The following is a 17,138-nucleotide window of genomic DNA, read 5'->3' as shown; positions in this document are numbered from 1 at the left end:
CTCTGTCCATGATCAGGACAAACCCAAGGAGAACCAATGGCACGTTTTGCAGGCAAGACCGGCGTCACAGCGGCGCTGGCCGCTACCGCTCTGCTGGGGCTCGCCGCCTGCTCGGACCCGGGCGCGACGGCGGCAACGGGAGCGTCAGCCCCGGCGTCGAGCGCTTCTTCCAGCTCGTCCACGAAAGAATTCAACCTGACCCCGCAGCAGGACCGCATCAAGGTGACGGTGGACTCCGCAGCGGCTGCGCTGGTTCCGGACGCCATCAAGGCGGACGGCAAGCTGACTGTGGTGACCACCGGCGGCACTCCCCCGCTGAGCACGTTCGCCACGGACAACAAAACGCTGATTGGCAGCGAAGTGGACATTGCCTACGCCGTGGGCGAGAGCCTGGGCCTGCAGGTGGAAGTGCTGCCGGTAGCGTGGGCAGACTGGCCGTTGGGCGTCGAATCGGGCAAGTACGAGGCCGTTCTTTCCAACGTCACGGTCACCGAAGCGCGCAAGGAGAAGTTCGACTTCGCCACGTACCGCAACGACCTCCTGGGCTTCTACGCGAAGACGGACTCGGACATCTCCACCATCAAGGAAGCCAAGGACGTGGCCGGCAAGCGCATCATCGTCGGCTCAGGAACCAACCAGGAAGCCATTCTGGTGCGTTGGGATGAGGAGAACAAGAAGAACGGCTTGAAGCCGGTGGAGTTCCAGTATTACGACGACGACTCCGCCTCCCAGCTCGCCCTCCAGTCAGGCCGCGCAGACCTCACGTTCGGGCCCAACGCGTCCGCGGCGTACAAGGCAGCGAAGGACGGGAAGACCAAGGAAGTGGGCACGCTTGACGGCGGCTGGCCCCTGAAGGCAGAAATCGCCTTCACCACGCAGAAGGGCAACGGCTTGGCTGTGGCCGCTCAGGCTGCGCTCAACACCCTCATCAAGGACGGCAACTACGGCAAGATCCTGGATCGCTGGGGACTCGCCTCCGAGGCAATCCCGGCGTCCGAACTGAACCCGGCAGGCCTGCCCAAGAAGTAGGAACCGCTGTGGCAGGGCACCTGCCGACGCCGAATCCCCGCCGGACACCAACCGGCGGGGATTCTTGCGTTCGCTGACCCAACGTGGGTGCGGCCGGAAGTGGTTAGAAGTGGGAGGGATCGGTGTTGGCTCCGCAGAGGATGACCGCCACCGTTTCCCCGTCGTTCGGTTTGTATGCCCCGGACAGCAACGCCGCGTAGGCAGCCGCGGCGCCGTGCTCCACGACGATGCGATGCTTCTCCCACAGGGCACGACGGGCCTGGACAATGTCCTCGTCCGAGACCAGCAGGCTTTGAACACCGGTGCGTCGGGCAACTCCGAAACCGATCTCCCCGATGCGCCGGGCTCCGAGGGAGTCCGCAGCAATTCCGGAGACGGCCACGTCCACAGGCTCGCCCTTGGCCAACGCGGTGTGCAGTGTGGGGACCGTCTCCGGTTCGACGCCCACTACACGAGCCCCGCCTTCGGCGGCTGCGGCAATGCCGCCCATCAGTCCACCGCCGCCTACAGCAACAAGGATGGTGTCGACGTCGGGCAGTTCATCCAAGAGTTCAAGCCCTACCCCGCCCGCGCCAGCCACGATCTCGGGCTGATCATAAGCGTGGCAATACACAGCGCCCTTCTCCTCGGCGAAGCGGATCGCGGCGGCGTAGGCCTCCGCGTATTCGGCGCCGCCTTGGACCACCTTGGCACCACTGGCGTACAGCTTGTGGACCTTGTTTGCCGGAGCCGACTCGGGAACGAAAACCGTGGCGGGGACTCCGAGTTTGGCGGCAGCGTACGCGTTGGCCAGGCCTGCGTTGCCGCCGGAGGCCACCACGATACCTACCGCGGGGTCCAGCTCACCGCTTTCCTTGGCCGTGAGCAGGCGGTTGAAGGCACCACGGGCCTTGAAGGAGCCGGTGTGCTGCATGTATTCGCACTTGAACCACAGGTGATACGGCTCCTGCTCGCCACTTTCCGCCAGCGGCGTATGCCGAACCCACCCGGCTGTCCGTGAGTACGCTGCTTCTACTTCTTCGCGTGTGACCATCGTGGCTGCACCTTTCGTCCGTTTCATCCTATGGTTTGCGTGGCCGCCTCGGACCCAGCCGAATAGGCTTGTTCACATGTCCGTCGACTTTGTCCTCCGTCCCTCCGTAGCCTCCGACGCCGCCTGGATTGCCGAACTTCGCGCCGTGGTGATGCGCCCGGACCTTGAGCGACTTGCCCGATGGGATCCGATCCGGGTCCGTGAGCGCTTCCTTAACGCCTTCCAGCCGGAACACACGTACGTCATACATTCCGAGGGCGTGGACGCAGGAGTGATCGCCATCAGGCCCGAGCCGGATGCCCGGTGGATCGAACATTTCTTTGTTGCACCGGCCCACCAGGGCAAGGGGCTCGGCAGCGCTGTGCTGAGGCACGTCATGTCGGCTTCCGTTGACGAGCGGCCGTTCCGCCTGGATGTGTTGCAGGGAAGCCCGGCACGGCGTCTCTACGAACGGCATGGCTTCGTGCTGGAATCCGAGGACCCGATCGATGTCTTCATGATGGCGCCTGCCACCCCCTGACCCCGCGCCCGGAAGTGCGGTAACCTCAGCACACACCACGCGGCAACGACGCGATACTTTCCGGGGGGAAAAATGGGGATTCTTCGATCGCGCTCGTTGAGGCGCGCAGCTACCACCGCAATGGCATTGGGACTCTTGGTTTCCGGGCTGACTGCTGCCGGCCCAGCCACTGCAGCATCCCAGCCGACACCGTATATTGACGGCGTCCCTTACGTCGGTTCTGAGATGCGCCGCCAGTACAACTACGACTATTGGGGTTGCAGGAACCCGGACGGCTCCGGAGATGCGATCACCCTGGAGTGGTTGCGCAACGGCGAACCACTTCCTGCCGAGCGTCAGGGTGAAACTTTGCGTGTCCTCCCTGAGGATCAGGGCAGCCGCATCTCCTTGAGGGTGTACCCGCTCACGCCCGGCGAACCCGGCTGTCCCACCGGGACACAGCTGAGCGCCGAGACGAAGCCCATCAAAGCCTCCAGCCGCGCCATGGGCTGGACCGGGCGCGGCAATTTCGAGCCGCTGGCCCGCACACACGACGGCAGGCTCATCCTGTACCCGCGGACGTACACCTATTACAAAGGCATGTGCGAGGGGCCGTGCCCGGTCTATTTCGGCGCGTGGGATGAACCCCGGCAGGTCGGGGCGGGTTGGAATATGTTCAACATCGTTTTCTCTCCCGGAGATTTTGATGGCGACGGATTCAACGATCTCCTGGCGAGGAACGCCTCCGGCCAACTGTTCCTTTACCGCGGAGACGGCGATGGCGGTTGGCTTCCCACCCGCCAAGTAGGTGCCGGGTGGAACATTTTCGATTCCATCGTGGGTCCCGGGGATTTCAACGGTGACGGCACCAACGATGTCCTGGCCCGGAACGCGGGCGGTGACCTGTTCCTGTACCCGGGCAACGGAAACGGCGGCTGGCTCGCACCAAGCAAGGTGGGTTGGGGCTGGCAGGTCATGAACAAGATCATCCCCGGCGGCGACATGAACGGCGACGGCACCGTGGAGGTCTTCGGCCGGGACCACAGTGGCGGCCTGCAGTTGTACTCCGCCGACGGTCAAGGCGGATGGGGTGCCCAGGCGTATATGGGTGGTGGCTGGAATGACTTCCAGGATGTGGCGGGCCTGGGCAGTTACGCCCACCAGAAGTACAACAACCTTGCTGCCATCAATGGCAACGGCGACCTCGTGTTGTACTCCACTGGCGCCATGACCACCGGTCTTTACGGGCCCCAAGGTCCTGTCGGCAGCGGCTGGAACGTGTTCAGGGAACTGCTCTAGTTCCCTGAGCCGGACTAGAGCGGCTGGCTCCCCACCGTCAGTTGCAAACTGACCGTTCCGCGCGAAACGTCGACGACGGCGGCACTTGAGTCGCCGCCGTCGGGCGCTGTTCCGCGTCGGCCCGGCTGGAAGCCGAGCCGACGCAGCAACGTCTTCAGCAGGTGACCTGCCTTCATGAAACGTGCGCCGACTCTTCGGAGCGCACCGGCGTTTCCAGCCCCAGGTTTTCGCGCAGCGTGGTGCCGCGGTATTCCGTGGGGTAGACGCCGCGTTCCTGGAGCTCAGGCACCAGGTGGTTCACGATGTCGTCCAAACCCGTGGGGATGAGCCATGGCGAGATGTTGAAACCGTCCACCGCCCCAACCCGTGCGAACTCGGCGAGATGGTCGGCCACTGCGGTATAGGAACCCGTGAACGTGGCGTCGATGCGAGCCGTTTTTGAAGTGACGAACTGGCGGATGGAGAGGCCCTTGTCCTTGGCCTCGGCCCTCCACTGATCGGCAAGCTGGCGGGCCTTGGCACCGTGGAAACCACTGCCGCGCGTTTCGGAGGTTTCCTCCACAACAGGATCAATCTCGGGAAGGGGACCGTCGGGATCATAGGAAGAGAGCTCCCGGCCCCAAAACTGTTCCAGGTAGGCAATAGCCTGCTGCGGACCGATCTGCAGGCTCCGGACCCAAACCTTCTTCTCCTGGGCTTCCTGGTCCGTGGCGGCGAGGATGAACTCGCTGGCCGGCATGATCTGCACGGCGTTGGCACCGCGGCCGGCGGCTACGGAGCGCGCTACGATGTCGCGGCGGAACTCCACGGCGTCGTCGAACTTGGGGTGGGCGGAGAAGATCACGTCAGCCTGGCGGGCTGCGAAGTCGCGGCCGTCCGGGGAATCGCCGGCTTGGAAGAGCACGGGGCGGTACTGGGCGCTGCGCGGCAGGCGCGGGGTCACATCAACGGTGTAGTGCTGGCCTTCGTGGAGGACTCGTCGCGCAGGTCCGGTGGAAGTTTCCCACGAGTCCCAGATGCGCTTGGCGGTCTCCACGAACGCTTCGGCATGTTTGTAACGGTCGGCGTGGTCCAGGTATCCGCCGCGGCGGAAGTTCGCGCCGGTCCAGGCGTTGTCCGTGGTCACAATGTTCCACGCGGCCCGGCCTCCGGAGATCAGGTCCAGTGAGGACAGGCGGTGTGCGAGGTCCGCGGGGTCGTTATACGTGGTGTTTTGCGTGGCCACCAAGCCGATGTTCTTGGTGACTGCGGCAAGTGCGGCAAGCATGGTCTGGGCGTCAGGACGGCCCACCACATCCAGTGCATGGGGACGCCCGAGGTGTTCACGCAGGCGGAGGCCTTCACCCAGGAAGAAGGCTGCGAACTTTCCGCGCTCGGCTGTCTGGACGATGTGGCGGAACGACTCGAAGTCCGTCTGCGAGCCTGATTCGGGAGCCTTCCAGATGGTGCCGGAGTTGACGCCCTGGAAAAAGATTCCGAAGTGGATGTGGCCGCTCGGCTGGAAAATGTCGCGTGTCATGGTGTTCCCCTACTTTCCGGCGGCAACAGCAGCCGCGGCAGTGGTCGAATAGCGGTTCTCCGCCGGAGCCAGCCCCAGCAGCTCACGGAAAGTTCCGTCCTGGACAGGCGCCTTCAAGGAACCGCGGCGACGCAGCGCCGGGAGGACCAGCCGTGAAAGTTCTTCCAGCTCCACGTCCAGAACAGCTGGGTGAAGACGAACGCCGTCGGCTTCCTGGAGAAGTGCATCGAGCAACTCAGTAAGGCCGGCAGCCGAGCCCACAAACCGAGCAAGCCCGTTTTCCTGCAACTGGACCGGGCGTGAATCCGCAGCCTGCCCACGCGAGTCCAGGACGACGTCGAGCTCTGCCACAACGGCCACTGAAGCACCAAGCCGGGCCCTCACATCGCGGATCTCGGCAGTGAGGAGCTCCGGCGTCGGAGCGGAAACCAGCACGGCGTCCACCGCGTCAGCGGGCACCAGGCCCTCGCCCACCAATGACGCCGCGGCGAGCACGGGGAGTTGACCCTGCAGCGGCCGCGGGATGATGGACGGGCCCTTCACGGAGTAGCCAGTACCAGCGAAGTCTGCGGGAGTTTCGAAATCCGCGTAGTGCAGCTTGTCGACGTCGATATACCGCCCGGTGGCGACATCGCGGATGACGGCGTCTTCCTCCCAGGAGTCCCACAAGCGGCGGCCCACCTCAATGGACGCCGCGGCTTCCTGCGCCAGTGCCTCCCCCTGAACAAAAGAGCGTCCGACGGCGGCAGCAGCATCGGGTGACTCAGCTGCGGTAGCGATCCACCCGGCACGGCCCCCGGACACATAGTCCAGGCTCGCGAGCTGCGTGGAGACGTGGAAAGGCTCCGTATAAACGGTATCCACCTCAGGGACCACAGCAATGGTCCGGGTCACCGGCCCGGCAAAAGCCGCGCGCTGGAGGGCGTTGGCCCGCCCGGCCTCCGGCGTGTCCTTGAAGGTTGCCGCATGGAAACCGGCGGACTCGGCCGCGAGGACGGCGGTGGCAAGGTTCTCATAACCCGCGCCGTCAAGTTCAATGGCCAGGAACCCGGCCTTGCGTTCTTCGAAGGTACTCACTGCTGATCCTGACGTTCGTAGGGAATCTTTTCGCCTGCTTCGATGGCCACGGGAAGCCGGTTTTCGGCGGGCGGCAACGGGCAGGTGGCGAGGTCGGTGTAGGCGCACGGCAGGTTCACGGCCCTGTTGAAGTCGAGCTGCACGGAGCCATCAGCGGCGGGGACCACGGACAGCGAGCGGTTGGCCGCATAGGTGGTCTTGCCGGAGGTCTGGTCGGTGAACAACACAGATAGTGACCCCGGCGCGTGGCCGTTGAACGCCGTCAGCGCGAGTTCCTCACCGGCCAGTTTGAAGCGAATCTCACCCGGAGCTTGGTAGACGTGCTGGATGCCCTCGACGGCGGCACCCACCGTGGTGGGGCGCGGAGCCTCGAACGGGACAAAAGTGCCAGCCACAGCAAATGCAGCATTGGGCGTGTAGGCGGGCGTGCCTTGGTACTCCTGCAAGAGCTGATTCTGCGGGTTTCGGGGCCGGACGATGTACTCGCCGCCCCGCTTGGCCACCTCGATCACCGTGTCGCCGGAAACCAGGTTGATGCCACCGCGTTCCTCGATGGGACCCAATTCCACAGGAGTGCCGTTGTTCAGTTCCACGCCGTCCAGCTGCAGGCTTTCGCCCGGTTCCAGGACAACACGTACGACGTCGTCCTCCGCCTTCCAGGTGCCAGGCGCGCCTTCGAGTCGGCTCGCCTCGCTGCTGAGCCAGTGCAGGTGGGTCACGGCGAGGAAGCCATGCGGGTGGGCACGGTGCCGCTCGTGGGCGTCGTGCCATTCCTGCCATTCTTCGTCGAAGGATTCGAGTGCTGTATCAGTGTGCAAAGACATGGGCGTTGTCCGTCCTGTTGAAGGCATGATCTGCGGTGACTGCTGCTGCGGCGTCGGGTTCTGTGGCCCCGGCAAATTCGGGTCGGCCCGCGAAGGGATCCCCGGCTTCCCACAGCTTCGCCGTCTCCACCACCTGGTTCAAGCGGTCAGCGGTGGAGACAATCTCCCCCGTCACTGGATTCTTCAGGTGGGGAATGATGTCCAGGACTTGGAACTTCATTTGCCGGTACCAAAAGTTGCTTCGGTGACTGTCTTGGATTCGGGGATGGCTTCCTCGGAGAGGCCCCAGCGTTCCAGGACTTTGCCGTACGAGCCGTCCTTGATGGTGGAGTTCAGGGCGTCCGTGATGGCCGGAGCCAGTCCGTTGCCCTTGAGGGTTGTGGCGGCGACGAGTGTTTCCGCGGGCCAGCCGGCGTTGACCTTGCCCACCACTTTAAGGTCATCCCGGGTGTTCTCGCGGTACGTCACCGATGGGTACGGTGCCAGGTTCAGGTCGGTACGGCCCGAAGAGAGGGCCAGGATGGTGTCTGCGTCGGAGGAGTAGTACTGCAAGGTGGCCGGTGCCTTGCCCTTGGCTTCGAGCTCCTTGTTCCAGGCCAGCAGGATCTTCTCCTGGTTGGTGCCGGAGCCCACGGAGATCTTCAGCCCGGAAATGTCGTCCGAGCCCTTGATGTCGTAGGTTGAGCTCTTCTTCGCCTCAAAGCCCATGTACGCGGCGCGGTAGGTGGAGAAGTCGAACAGCTTCACACGGGCTGCGTTGATGCCCACGTTGGAGAAGACGGCCTCGAAGTCGCCGGACTGGGTCTTGAGCGGCCAGTTCTCCCACGATGTCACTTGGAGGTCCAGTTCCAGCCCGAGCTTGTCGGCCACGAGCTGGGCGATGTCCACCTCCACCCCGATCGGAGTCTTGTCGTCCGTGGCGTGGAAGGACAACGGAATGGACCCCGCAGTGGTGGCAACGGTCAGCTTGCCGTCCTTGGCGATGGCTTCAGGAACAGCAGAAGCTGCGGCGGCGTCTTTCTCACCGCGGATGCGGTTCTGGTCCACGGACGTGTTGTAGACAATCCCGTTCTTGGCAGCTTCGGACTCCGGCTGGGCTGCCGACGCTCCAGGATCGGAGCACCCGGCCAGCACGGGAAGCACGACGGCGGGAAGTACAGCGAGTGCCAGAATCTTGCGTTTCTTGGTGGAGCTGGTGGTGCGAAGCATGGGGATGTCCTAGATGTTGAAAGCTGGTTCGATGACTTTGGAGAAGAAGCTGCGGGTGCGTTCCTCGCGGGGGTTGGCGAAGATGTCCTGCGGTGTGCCGGACTCCACAATTTGGCCTTGGTCCATGAAGACCACGGTGTCCGCGACATCCCGGGCGAAGCCCATCTCGTGGGTCACCACAATCAGCGTGGTGCCGGACTTGGCGAGTTCGCGGATGACGTCCAGGACCTCGTTGACGAGTTCCGGGTCCAACGCGGAAGTGGGTTCATCGAACAGGAGGATCTTGGGATCAAGTGCCAGCGCCCGGGCAATCGCGACGCGCTGCTGCTGGCCGCCGGAAAGCTGGCGCGGGTAGGCGTCGGCGCGGTCCTTCAAGCCAACCCTGTCCAGAAGTTCCAGGCCGCGTTTCCGGGCTTCGGCTTTGGAACGCTTCTGAGCCACGATGGGCGCCTCAATGACGTTCTCCAGCGCCGTGAGGTGCGGGAACAAGTTGAAGCTCTGGAACACCATGCCAATGTGGGTGCGCTGCTTGAGGATGTCCTTCTCACGAAGTTCGTGGAGCTTGTTCCCGCGGACTTCGTAGCCCACCAATTCGCCGTCAATGGTGATGTAGCCGCCGTCGACTTTTTCCAAGTGGTTGATGGTCCGCAGCAGGGTGGACTTGCCGGAGCCGGACGGGCCGACAATCACAGCCACCCCGCCTGGTGGGACGGACAAGGAGACGCCCTTGAGGACTTCGGTGGCGCCAAAGGACTTCCGGACATTGGTGATGTCCACTTGGCCGCGGGTAGCCGCCGTCGTACCGGGCCGTGCCGCTGTGGCGGCCCCTGCCGCCGTCGTGCCTTCCGGAGCCGCGGCCGAAGCGGCAGCCTGCTTTTCCTCTGCGACCTTTGCCGCCGTTGCGGATTCTTTGCGTGCAGCGATGATGCTCATCGGGCGTCCTTCGTGGGAGAGGCAGCAACGTGGGTGGTGAAGAACTTACGGGCCTTCTGCAAGGGAGTAAGCGGGAGGGTCCGCAGGGCGCCCTTGGAGAAGTGGCGTTCGATGTAGTACTGGAAAACGCTCAGTACCGAGGTGATCACCACATACCAGAGCGTGGCGACCAGCAGCAGCGGAAGCACCTGCTGGGTCCGGTTGTAGATGACCTGAACCGTGTAGAAGAGCTCGGAGTAGGCAAGGACGTAAACGATCGAGGTGCCCTTGACCAAGCCGATGATCTCGTTGAACGCGTTGGGCAGGATGGCGCGCATGGCTTGCGGCAGCACAATCCTGGTGGAGCGCTTCCACGCCGGGATACCCAGGGCTGAGGCAGCTTCGAGCTGACCCTGGTCCACGGACAGGATGCCGCCGCGGATGATCTCGGCGGAATAAGCGGCCTGGTTCAGCGTGAGCCCCAGGACTGCAGCAGCGAACTGGCTGATGAGCGTGGTGGTCTGGGCCTCGAAGAAGCGGACGTCCGTGAAGGGGATGCCCAAGCTGATCTTCTCGTAGAGGTAGCCAAGGTTGTACCAGAGCAGGAGTTGGACCAGCAGCGGTGTCGAGCGGAAGATCCAGGAGAACGTCCAGGACACCGAGACCAGCAGCGGTGAGGCGGACAGGCGCATGAGAGCCAGGATGAAACCGAGCACAAAGCCAAGGACACCGGAAATGGCAGTGAGCTTGAGGGTCTCGATGAGTCCGTTGACCACCGACTGGGCCGTGAACCATTCGGCCACCACGCCCCACTCCCAGCGCGGGTTGGTGACCAGCGACCACGCAATGGCTGCGACGCCTGCAGCTACCAGTACGGTACCCACCCATCGCCAGGGATGCCGGGCCGGGACCAGCTTGTACTCGGAGTAATCCGGGGTGGGCGGTGCAGTTTCCGCCGTGGCAGGCGGTGCGATTGCACTCATGCGCCACCTCATTTCAGATCGGTTGTTGTCTATCGGATGGCTGCCAATCTAGGGCCGCGCGAAACCCGGCAGCAAGGCGGGAATTTGCACTTCTTCACTGGACTTCGCGCGGCTTCGCCGGAGTTCGCACAGCGTCACAATCTGCGTCACGAGACGTCCTATGAGACGTGGTTTTGCGCGTTTTAACGCTGCATGACGTGTGGTGAACGGCGGTTACCGCCGCCTCGACCGGCAGCCTGCTTCGTCCTTAGATTGGGCATCACCAACCACTGCTTTCAGGAGATCCCATGCCGTCTCGAGTACCCGCCATCGCCTTCATTGGCGGCGGCCCGCGCACGGCCGGCGTCCTGGAACGGCTGGCCGCCAACCGTCCCGCGTTGTTCGCAGGTCCCCTGCACGTCCACGTCATCGAACCACACCACCCAGGCTCCGGGAGGATCTGGCGCTATGACCAGGATCCCGGCCTGCTGCTGAACTCCACCGCTGCGGACGTCACCATGTTCACGGATGCCTCGGTGGCCTGCGATGGGCCTTCCGTTGACGGACCCGGGCTCTCCACCTGGGCGGCAGGGGTGTTGGATGGCAGCATCCGCGACGTTCCCGCTTTCGAGCCGCACCTGCTCCACCAACTCCGCGCATTGACTCCCGCGTCTTTTCCCACCCGGCAGCTACAGAGCAAGTACCTTGAGTGGTTCTTCCGCCGCGCCGTTGGGGCGCTCGGCCCGGACGTCACAGTGACAGTACATCGCGACACGGCCACCGGCGTCTCGGCGGCGGCGGACGGCATCTCCGCCGCGGCGGGCGGCGGGCACGACGACGATGCGCACCGCGTGCGGCTGGCTTCCGGCGCAGAGGTGGTTGCCGACGTCGTGGTTTACGCGCTGGGCCACACCGACTCCCTGCCCGATCCCGAATCTGCACGCCTCAGCGAATTCGCTGCCCGGCACGGCGGGTTCCACGCGCCGCCGTCGTACACCACGGACGTGGACTACTCCGCGGTTGAGCCCGGGCAGGACGTGATCGTCTCCGGCATGGGGCTCGCGTTTGTGGACCTGCTGGTGCTGCTGTTTGAGGGCCGCGGCGGCCGCTTTGAAGAAAGGCCCGACGGCGAACTGGACTATGTGCCTTCGGGCGCCGAACCCCGCGTCTGGGCAGGATCACGACGCGGCGTGCCGTACCACTCCAAGATCTCCTCCGTCCTGCGGGGCGAGCCGATCGCCCGTCCGCGGTACTTCACCGCAGAGGCCATTGACGCCCTGCTCGCAGAGCACCAGGAACTCGATTTCCGCACACACCTGTGGCCCCTGATCGCCAAAGACGCCGGCTACGCCTACTACCGTGAGCTGTTCACGGGGTACCCGTCCCGCGTGGTGGGTACCTGGGCCAGCTTCGAGGCGAGGTTCGACGCCCTTGATTGGTACAGCGCTGCCCGGGAAGAGCTGGCGGCATTCTCCGTGCGGGACCCCGCGCTGCTTCTGGACCTCGAGAAACTTGACCATCCCCTGAGCGGCTGCGCGTTCGCCGATCACCAGGCCGTTCAGCGCTCGGTGGCCGCGTACATCCAAAGCGACCTCAACCTCCGGACCAGCCCGGACCATTCCGAGACCCTCGCCCTGTTTACCGCCCTGTTGTTCGTGTACATGGACTTGGGGCGTTTGGTCCCGCAAGAGCGGCTCAACGCGCGCTCCCAGCAGACCATCCATGGTTGGTGGCACGGATTCTTCAGTTTCGTGGACTCGGGGCCGCCCGCGCACCGGCTGCGCGAGATGCTGGCCCTGCACAGGGCCGGGCTCCTGAAGTTCCTGGGCCCCGGCATGTGGGTCCGCGCCGACGACTCTCTTGGCAGGTTCGTAGCCGGGACGTTCCAGTCGCCCGTGGTGGTGGATGCCTCTGCGTACATTGAGGCGCGGCTGCCTTCTGCGTCCGTGGAGCGTTCCGCGAATCCCGCCTTGGCTGACCTGCACGACGCCGGATGGGGCACCGAACAAAGGCTCCTCACCTCCGAGGGCGCCCACTCCACCGGGAAGCTCCTGGTCTCCGGGAATCACCAGGTCCTGTCCCCTGTTGCTACTCCACAGAGGGGTTTGTTCGCGGTAGGCCCGTGGACGTCCGGGTGGGGCGCGGGGGCTTTTGCCCGTCCCAACACCAACGCAGCACCCTTCCGGGAGAACGACGCCCTGGCGCGGAGCATCCTGTCCACGGTTGCCACCACCCGCCCAACTGAGTCGCAGTTAACGCCGTTTTGAGCCCTCAAAACGGCCTCAGCTGCTACCTACTTGGGTTCCACCTACGAAAGGCCTGACATGACCACCACCCCCACCCTGCCGACGTCGGGCCTTACCGTCCTCAGCCTGCCCATGCGCGATCCTCGCGTTCGCCCGCTCCTGGACGAGCTCGCGGTCGAATACGAAACCCGCTACGGCAACCTGTTCGGCACCGGCGGCGCTGCGGAGGAACTGAACAGGTACCCGGCCGAGGAATTCGAAGCTCCCCACGGCGCCCTGATCATCATTCAGGAGAACGGCGAGTCCGTGGCTGGCGGCGCGTTCCGCCGTTACGACCAACACACAGCCGAGCTGAAGCGGATCTGGACGCACTCAGCTCACCGCCGCCGCGGTTTGGCGCGGCTGGTGCTGGCCGAACTGGAAAACGAGGCTCGACGGCGGGGCTACAGGAAGCTGTACCTCACCACCGGGCCACGACAGCCGGAAGCCAAAAACCTGTATCTGGCAACGGGCTACAAAGCACTGTTCGACCTCGCTGCGGACCCCGAGGACATCAAGCATTTGGCCTTCAGCAAGGATCTTGCCGCGCACAGCTAAGCTATGCGCATGGCCAACAAACCCACCGCAACAACTGCCGAAAAACTCGCCACCATCCAGCAGGGGTACACCCTGGAAGGTGCCACCATCGAGCTAGGCGCCGCGATTGTTGACGGCGAAATCCACAAAGAGGCCCAGGTCCGGCTCCCACTTGCCATGATGAACCGGCACGGGCTGGTGGCCGGCGCCACGGGCACTGGCAAGACGGTCACGCTGCACATGATCGCCGAGCAGCTTTCGACGGCGGGTGTCCCGGTTTTCCTCGCTGACATCAAGGGTGATCTGTCAGGATTGGCGACGCCGGCCACTGGCAGTGAGAAGCTGACGGCCCGTACGTCTGCGCTGGGCCAGCAGTGGGAGGCCAAGAACTTCCCGGTGGAGTTCTTCTCACTCGGTGGAGACGGCCACGGCATCCCCGTCCGCGCCACCATTACCTCGTTCGGGCCCATCCTGCTGTCCCGCATCATGGATCTCAACGACACCCAGGAATCCAGCCTCCAGTTGATCTTCCACTTCGCGGATAAGAACAACCTGGAACTGATCGACCTCAAGGACCTCCGCGCAGTCATCCAGTACCTCACCTCGGACGAAGGCAAGGCCGAACTCGCAAACCTTGGTGGACTGTCCAAGGCCACAGCCGGTGTGATTCTGCGCGAACTGGTGGGTTTGGAAGCGCAAGGCATGGAGAAGTTCTTCGGCGAACCCGAGTTCGACACCGCTGAACTCCTCCGCACGGCACCGGACGGCCGCGGTGTCATCAGCTGCCTGGAACTTCCCACGCTGCAGACCAAGCCCTTGCTGTTCTCCACATTCCTCATGTGGCTGCTGGCCGACCTGTTCGAGGACCTGCCCGAAGCGGGCGACCTGGACAAGCCCAAGCTCGTCTTTTTCCTTGATGAGGCCCACCTGCTGTTCAACGGTGCGTCCAAGGCCTTCCTTGAAGCCATCACCACCACCGTCCGGCTCATCCGTTCCAAGGGCGTGGGCATCTTCTTCGTCACCCAGACCCCCAAGGATGTTCCCGCCGATGTCCTCGGCCAGCTGGCCAACCGCGTGCAGCACGCCCTTCGCGCCTTCACCCCTGAAGATGCCAAGGCCTTGAAAGCCACAGTGTCCACTTTCCCGGTCAGCGACTACGACCTCGAAGAAACCCTCACGTCCGCAGGCATCGGTGAGGCCGTGATCACCGTCATGAACGAGAAAGGCGCACCCACCCCCGTTGCGTTGACCCGGCTCCGTGCCCCGGAATCCGTGATGGGCCCAAGCGCCGATGACCTCATCCGGAGCACCGTTGCGGCGTCCTCCCTGCTGGTCAAATACGGCACCGCCGTGGACAACCTCTCCGCCTACGAGAAACTCAATGGGCAGGCGGCCGCTCCTACGGGCGACGCCGCGCCGGGATTGCCGCCTGTGCCGGCTTCTAGTTCCGGGGTTCCTTCCGGGGCTTCGCAAGCCGACATCGACGCCGAAGCCCGCCGTATCGAGGAAGAAATCCTGGGCCGGCCCAGCTCACGGTCCTCGTCGCCTGAGTCCTTCCCGGCACCTCCCGCGCCCGTTCCCGCACCGGCTCCGACCTCGCAGCAGGACGGTATGTTCGGTGACATCGCCGGCGCACTCGGTGGAGCGCTGGGCGGTGGGCTCAAGAGCCTGGTCCGATCCATGGGAACACAACTTGGACGCGACCTCATGCGCGGGGTGTTCGGCACGTCCTCGCGGCGACGCCGCTAGTCCTTTCCAGCTGCCGGAACCACGACGTCGGGTGGCCGCAGCGCTTGCTGCCGTCCGGCGTCGGGCCTTCTCCAAACGGTGGATATAAGTCGCTCCGAGGCATTCCTGCACGGCGATGGCTGCCACGGCAGGTAACGTAAAGGGCGTGCAGTTGAGTCAAGCGTTCGTCAAGACCGCAGCCGGATGGCTGCTCGGTCTGATGCTTGCTGCCGCAGGAGCGATCGTTTGCATCAACCTGGTGAGCTCATCGGTGGCCAGCCCTCAACAGCCCGTCAAGGAGTATTTGGCGGCCCTGCAGAAGGGCGAAGGCGAAGAGGCTCTGGGCCTCCTGCGCGCCAAAATTCCCAGCTCCAACCCTGCCATGCTGGACGGTACGGCCCTGCAAACCGCAGTTTCCAAGATGTCCGACGTCAAGGTGGGAAACCCCGAGGCCCGGGGCAGCAACCGCATGGCGGTGCCGGTGGATTACAGTCTTGACGGCAGCCGGCTCCACACTGAATTCCTGATGGAGCGGACTGGGACACAGTGGCTTTTCTTCGCCAAATGGGCGTTTGTGCCCACTACGCTCCCCACCATAGAAGTCACTGTGGTCAACGCCAGCGAGGCCACACTCAACGGCGTCCCCGTGAACATGCCCAACGGCCGCAATAACTTTGCCGTGTTATTTCCTGGCAAGTACGAGGCCAGCTTGAACGGCACCTACTTCGAGGCGCCGGCAGCGTCGGCCCTGGTTTCAACCCGCGACGGCGGCCAGGCACCCCTGAACCTGCAGACACGGTCTACCGCCGCCATGAATGAAGCCGTGGCCGGCAAGGTCCGCGAATTCCTGGACAGCTGCGCGGCGCAAGCCACCGAGCAGCAGCGTCTACAACCCGATTGCCCGTTCTATCACGCCAGCAACGCCCGCGTGGTGGACGGAACCATCAAGTGGGAAATCACCGAGTATCCCAAGATCACCATCGAGCCGTTCGGTGGCAAATGGGTAGTGGCTCCCCTGGATGGCAAGGCCACACTGACTGCCCGGGAGATCGACCTTTTCACCGGGTTCGTCAACGACCTCAACGTGGAGCACGACTTCAGCTTCACCACCCAGCTGGACGTCAGCGGCGACGCTGTGACGGTCACCCCGATGCTGACCTTCTAGCCTCTTTTTCGGGCGGCCCGGGTGTCGGATCTGGCCCAGTTTCCACCCCCTAGCCCCCCCATTCAATGCCTGTGGTGGCAAGAGAGCCGCCCTAAAGTGGGCTAGTTCGACCACATGCGAGCCGGCCCTCGAAGAAGAACTTCACGCACATGCCGGAGCATTCGCTCTGGTGCATGCACAACGTCGTCATAGAAGAACCTCAGCACCAGCATCCCTTGCCTGATTGCTTCGTTGTCCCGCCGACGGTCCTTTTTGAACTGCCGCGGCTCCATGTGGGATGCGATACCGTCTATCTCGACTATGAGAAATCCTTCGAGGAGAAAGTCCACGGTTCCTACGCCCTCAATCCAGACCTGGGTCTCGGTGCGGATGCCCACATCACGGAACAGGACCCGTGCAAGGGTTTCTATTAATGAACCTGCGCCCCGATCCACCTTGGCCAACACATTCCGCGCCTGCCCGCCCCGATTCCCCACAAGATGGCGGCGCAAGTAATCAAGGGTGATGTCGCCGCGAATATAGGCACTTTCGACCATCACGAGCGATTCCAACGGAGGAAGGCAGAGAAGTGCGTGCAAAAGAACGTCCGGCAGTGCGACGAACGGCTCGCTCCGCCGAGGTTGGGACAGGGACGTGCGGTGGCTGATGCAACCGGCGGACCGTCGACCGTTGTTCTGCCAGTAGTGGGGCTCAGCGGGTTTGTGCAGCAGCCACAAGCCGTAACGGCCAGCCGCCGATGCGCATGTCAGCAGCGATCTCGCTCTGACAGCCGCAACAAACTCCGGAGCCGCGCCGGGGAGGCCCAGCACTCCCCGCTCCACGCGCTGGATACTTCCCGCCTGCAACGCGGCTCGAATCGCCTTTTCACTGACACCACGGCCTTGTACCTGCCGGGTCAGTGCCACGCCGCCCAGTTGTCGCAGGGCTTCCTCGGGTTTCATCCCTCCAGCGTGCCGTCTGACCAAGGGAGCCAGCAGCCGCAGGGTGGGCTATGTGGATAAGCTGTCGCTCCGGAGTAGCCCACTTTCGACGGTTCCCACGGCATAAGAATGGCCCGGGC

17 protein-coding genes are annotated in these 17,138 nt (G+C 64.0%); 7 read left to right on the top strand and 10 right to left on the bottom strand.

Translation table 11 applies throughout. The features are described from left to right. Positions 1-36: 36 nt before the first annotated feature. The gene (locus J3A64_RS20715; protein WP_011776336.1) at positions 37-1,029 is read left to right on the top strand and encodes an ABC transporter substrate-binding protein; all 993 of its coding nucleotides are present in this window, start codon (positions 37-39) and stop codon (positions 1,027-1,029) included. A gap of 103 nt (positions 1,030-1,132) precedes the next feature. Here J3A64_RS20715 and J3A64_RS20710 read toward each other — a convergent pair whose 3' ends face one another. Next, positions 1,133-2,062, bottom strand: a complete 930-nt coding sequence (locus J3A64_RS20710; protein ID WP_210065684.1) for a threonine/serine dehydratase — start codon at positions 2,060-2,062, stop codon at positions 1,133-1,135. A gap of 76 nt (positions 2,063-2,138) precedes the next feature. On the opposite strand from J3A64_RS20710, the gene J3A64_RS20705 reads away from it, so the two are divergent. Both J3A64_RS20705 and J3A64_RS20700 read left to right on the top strand, forming a co-directional pair. Then, complete coding sequence (locus tag J3A64_RS20705; RefSeq protein WP_286176423.1) at positions 2,139-2,582, top strand: GNAT family N-acetyltransferase; 444 nt, start codon at positions 2,139-2,141, stop codon at positions 2,580-2,582. A 72-nt stretch (positions 2,583-2,654) separates the two neighbouring features. Beyond that, positions 2,655-3,860 carry a VCBS repeat-containing protein gene (locus tag J3A64_RS20700; RefSeq protein ID WP_210065681.1) on the top strand — a complete coding sequence of 402 codons (1,206 nt, stop codon included), beginning with the start codon at positions 2,655-2,657 and terminating at the stop codon, positions 3,858-3,860. Positions 3,861-3,874: 14 nt separating this feature from the next. Here J3A64_RS20700 and J3A64_RS20695 read toward each other — a convergent pair whose 3' ends face one another. From J3A64_RS20695 to J3A64_RS20660, 8 genes are read right to left on the bottom strand one after another with little or no spacing between them, the layout of a single operon-like run. Then, positions 3,875-4,036: a hypothetical protein gene (locus tag J3A64_RS20695; protein ID WP_011776340.1), complete on the bottom strand. Its 162-nt coding sequence runs from the start codon at positions 4,034-4,036 to the stop codon at positions 3,875-3,877. Further along, positions 4,033-5,379 (bottom strand): NtaA/DmoA family FMN-dependent monooxygenase, encoded by a 1,347-nt coding sequence (locus J3A64_RS20690; protein WP_210065680.1) that lies wholly within the window; start codon positions 5,377-5,379, stop codon positions 4,033-4,035. Before J3A64_RS20690 ends, J3A64_RS20695 begins: the two co-directional genes overlap by 4 nt. 9 nt (positions 5,380-5,388) lie before the next feature. Further along, a complete protein-coding gene (locus tag J3A64_RS20685; RefSeq protein ID WP_210065679.1) occupies positions 5,389-6,456 on the bottom strand; it encodes an LLM class flavin-dependent oxidoreductase in 1,068 nt (355 codons plus the stop codon). Beyond that, complete coding sequence (locus tag J3A64_RS20680) at positions 6,453-7,280, bottom strand: DUF1684 domain-containing protein (RefSeq protein WP_210065678.1); 828 nt, start codon at positions 7,278-7,280, stop codon at positions 6,453-6,455. Before J3A64_RS20680 ends, J3A64_RS20685 begins: the two co-directional genes overlap by 4 nt. After that, entirely contained in the window at positions 7,264-7,500 is a 237-nt protein-coding gene (locus tag J3A64_RS23830; RefSeq protein WP_286176422.1) for a hypothetical protein, read from the bottom strand. The genes J3A64_RS20680 and J3A64_RS23830 overlap by 17 nt, the downstream gene beginning before the upstream one ends. Continuing rightward, positions 7,497-8,489, bottom strand: coding sequence for an ABC transporter substrate-binding protein (locus J3A64_RS20670; RefSeq protein ID WP_014922980.1), 993 nt, complete (start codon positions 8,487-8,489; stop codon positions 7,497-7,499). Before J3A64_RS20670 ends, J3A64_RS23830 begins: the two co-directional genes overlap by 4 nt. Positions 8,490-8,498: 9 nt before the next feature. Further along, positions 8,499-9,422, bottom strand: coding sequence for an amino acid ABC transporter ATP-binding protein (locus J3A64_RS20665; protein WP_286176421.1), 924 nt, complete (start codon positions 9,420-9,422; stop codon positions 8,499-8,501). Continuing rightward, complete coding sequence (locus J3A64_RS20660; protein WP_011776347.1) at positions 9,419-10,384, bottom strand: amino acid ABC transporter permease; 966 nt, start codon at positions 10,382-10,384, stop codon at positions 9,419-9,421. The genes J3A64_RS20665 and J3A64_RS20660 overlap by 4 nt, the downstream gene beginning before the upstream one ends. A gap of 287 nt (positions 10,385-10,671) precedes the next feature. On the opposite strand from J3A64_RS20660, the gene J3A64_RS20655 reads away from it, so the two are divergent. The 4 genes from J3A64_RS20655 to J3A64_RS20640 all read left to right on the top strand — a co-directional run bounded on the left by J3A64_RS20655 (position 10,672) and on the right by J3A64_RS20640 (position 16,078). Then, positions 10,672-12,630: an FAD/NAD(P)-binding domain-containing protein gene (locus J3A64_RS20655; protein ID WP_210065677.1), complete on the top strand. Its 1,959-nt coding sequence runs from the start codon at positions 10,672-10,674 to the stop codon at positions 12,628-12,630. A 57-nt stretch (positions 12,631-12,687) separates the two neighbouring features. After that, positions 12,688-13,206 (top strand): GNAT family N-acetyltransferase, encoded by a 519-nt coding sequence (locus J3A64_RS20650; protein ID WP_014922984.1) that lies wholly within the window; start codon positions 12,688-12,690, stop codon positions 13,204-13,206. A 3-nt stretch (positions 13,207-13,209) separates the two neighbouring features. Further along, on the top strand, positions 13,210-14,934 hold the full coding sequence (locus J3A64_RS20645) for a helicase HerA-like domain-containing protein (protein ID WP_210065676.1): 1,725 nt from the start codon (positions 13,210-13,212) through the stop codon (positions 14,932-14,934). Between the two features lie 115 nt (positions 14,935-15,049). Further along, positions 15,050-16,078 carry a hypothetical protein gene (locus J3A64_RS20640; protein WP_043806390.1) on the top strand — a complete coding sequence of 343 codons (1,029 nt, stop codon included), beginning with the start codon at positions 15,050-15,052 and terminating at the stop codon, positions 16,076-16,078. Between the two features lie 101 nt (positions 16,079-16,179). On the opposite strand, the gene J3A64_RS20635 is transcribed toward J3A64_RS20640, so the two are convergent. Beyond that, positions 16,180-17,019 carry a type IV toxin-antitoxin system AbiEi family antitoxin domain-containing protein gene (locus tag J3A64_RS20635; protein ID WP_011776352.1) on the bottom strand — a complete coding sequence of 280 codons (840 nt, stop codon included), beginning with the start codon at positions 17,017-17,019 and terminating at the stop codon, positions 16,180-16,182. Positions 17,020-17,138: the final 119 nt, after the last annotated feature.

Source organism: Pseudarthrobacter sp. PvP004, assembly GCF_017876035.1.
In the GTDB taxonomy this organism is placed as follows: domain Bacteria; phylum Actinomycetota; class Actinomycetes; order Actinomycetales; family Micrococcaceae; genus Arthrobacter; species Arthrobacter aurescens_A.
Note: the sequence above shows the minus strand (reverse complement) of the source record. Positions and strands in the feature narration are given on the sequence as shown.

Excerpts from the sequence above, each read along its gene's own strand:
- J3A64_RS20715 (WP_011776336.1), top strand. The coding sequence starts at position 37 with ATGGCACGTTTTGCAGGCAAGACCGGCGTCACAGCGGCGCTGGCCGCT.
- J3A64_RS20710 (WP_210065684.1), bottom strand. The coding sequence starts at position 2,062 with ATGGTCACACGCGAAGAAGTAGAAGCAGCGTACTCACGGACAGCCGGG.
- J3A64_RS20705 (WP_286176423.1), top strand. The coding sequence starts at position 2,139 with ATGTCCGTCGACTTTGTCCTCCGTCCCTCCGTAGCCTCCGACGCCGCC.
- J3A64_RS20700 (WP_210065681.1), top strand. The coding sequence starts at position 2,655 with ATGGGGATTCTTCGATCGCGCTCGTTGAGGCGCGCAGCTACCACCGCA.
- J3A64_RS20695 (WP_011776340.1), bottom strand. The coding sequence starts at position 4,036 with ATGAAGGCAGGTCACCTGCTGAAGACGTTGCTGCGTCGGCTCGGCTTC.
- J3A64_RS20690 (WP_210065680.1), bottom strand. The coding sequence starts at position 5,379 with ATGACACGCGACATTTTCCAGCCGAGCGGCCACATCCACTTCGGAATC.
- J3A64_RS20680 (WP_210065678.1), bottom strand. The coding sequence starts at position 7,280 with ATGTCTTTGCACACTGATACAGCACTCGAATCCTTCGACGAAGAATGG.
- J3A64_RS23830 (WP_286176422.1), bottom strand. The coding sequence starts at position 7,500 with ATGAAGTTCCAAGTCCTGGACATCATTCCCCACCTGAAGAATCCAGTG.
- J3A64_RS20670 (WP_014922980.1), bottom strand. The coding sequence starts at position 8,489 with ATGCTTCGCACCACCAGCTCCACCAAGAAACGCAAGATTCTGGCACTC.
- J3A64_RS20665 (WP_286176421.1), bottom strand. The coding sequence starts at position 9,422 with ATGAGCATCATCGCTGCACGCAAAGAATCCGCAACGGCGGCAAAGGTC.
- J3A64_RS20660 (WP_011776347.1), bottom strand. The coding sequence starts at position 10,384 with ATGAGTGCAATCGCACCGCCTGCCACGGCGGAAACTGCACCGCCCACC.
- J3A64_RS20655 (WP_210065677.1), top strand. The coding sequence starts at position 10,672 with ATGCCGTCTCGAGTACCCGCCATCGCCTTCATTGGCGGCGGCCCGCGC.
- J3A64_RS20650 (WP_014922984.1), top strand. The coding sequence starts at position 12,688 with ATGACCACCACCCCCACCCTGCCGACGTCGGGCCTTACCGTCCTCAGC.
- J3A64_RS20645 (WP_210065676.1), top strand. The coding sequence starts at position 13,210 with ATGCGCATGGCCAACAAACCCACCGCAACAACTGCCGAAAAACTCGCC.
- J3A64_RS20640 (WP_043806390.1), top strand. The coding sequence starts at position 15,050 with ATGGCTGCCACGGCAGGTAACGTAAAGGGCGTGCAGTTGAGTCAAGCG.
- J3A64_RS20635 (WP_011776352.1), bottom strand. The coding sequence starts at position 17,019 with ATGAAACCCGAGGAAGCCCTGCGACAACTGGGCGGCGTGGCACTGACC.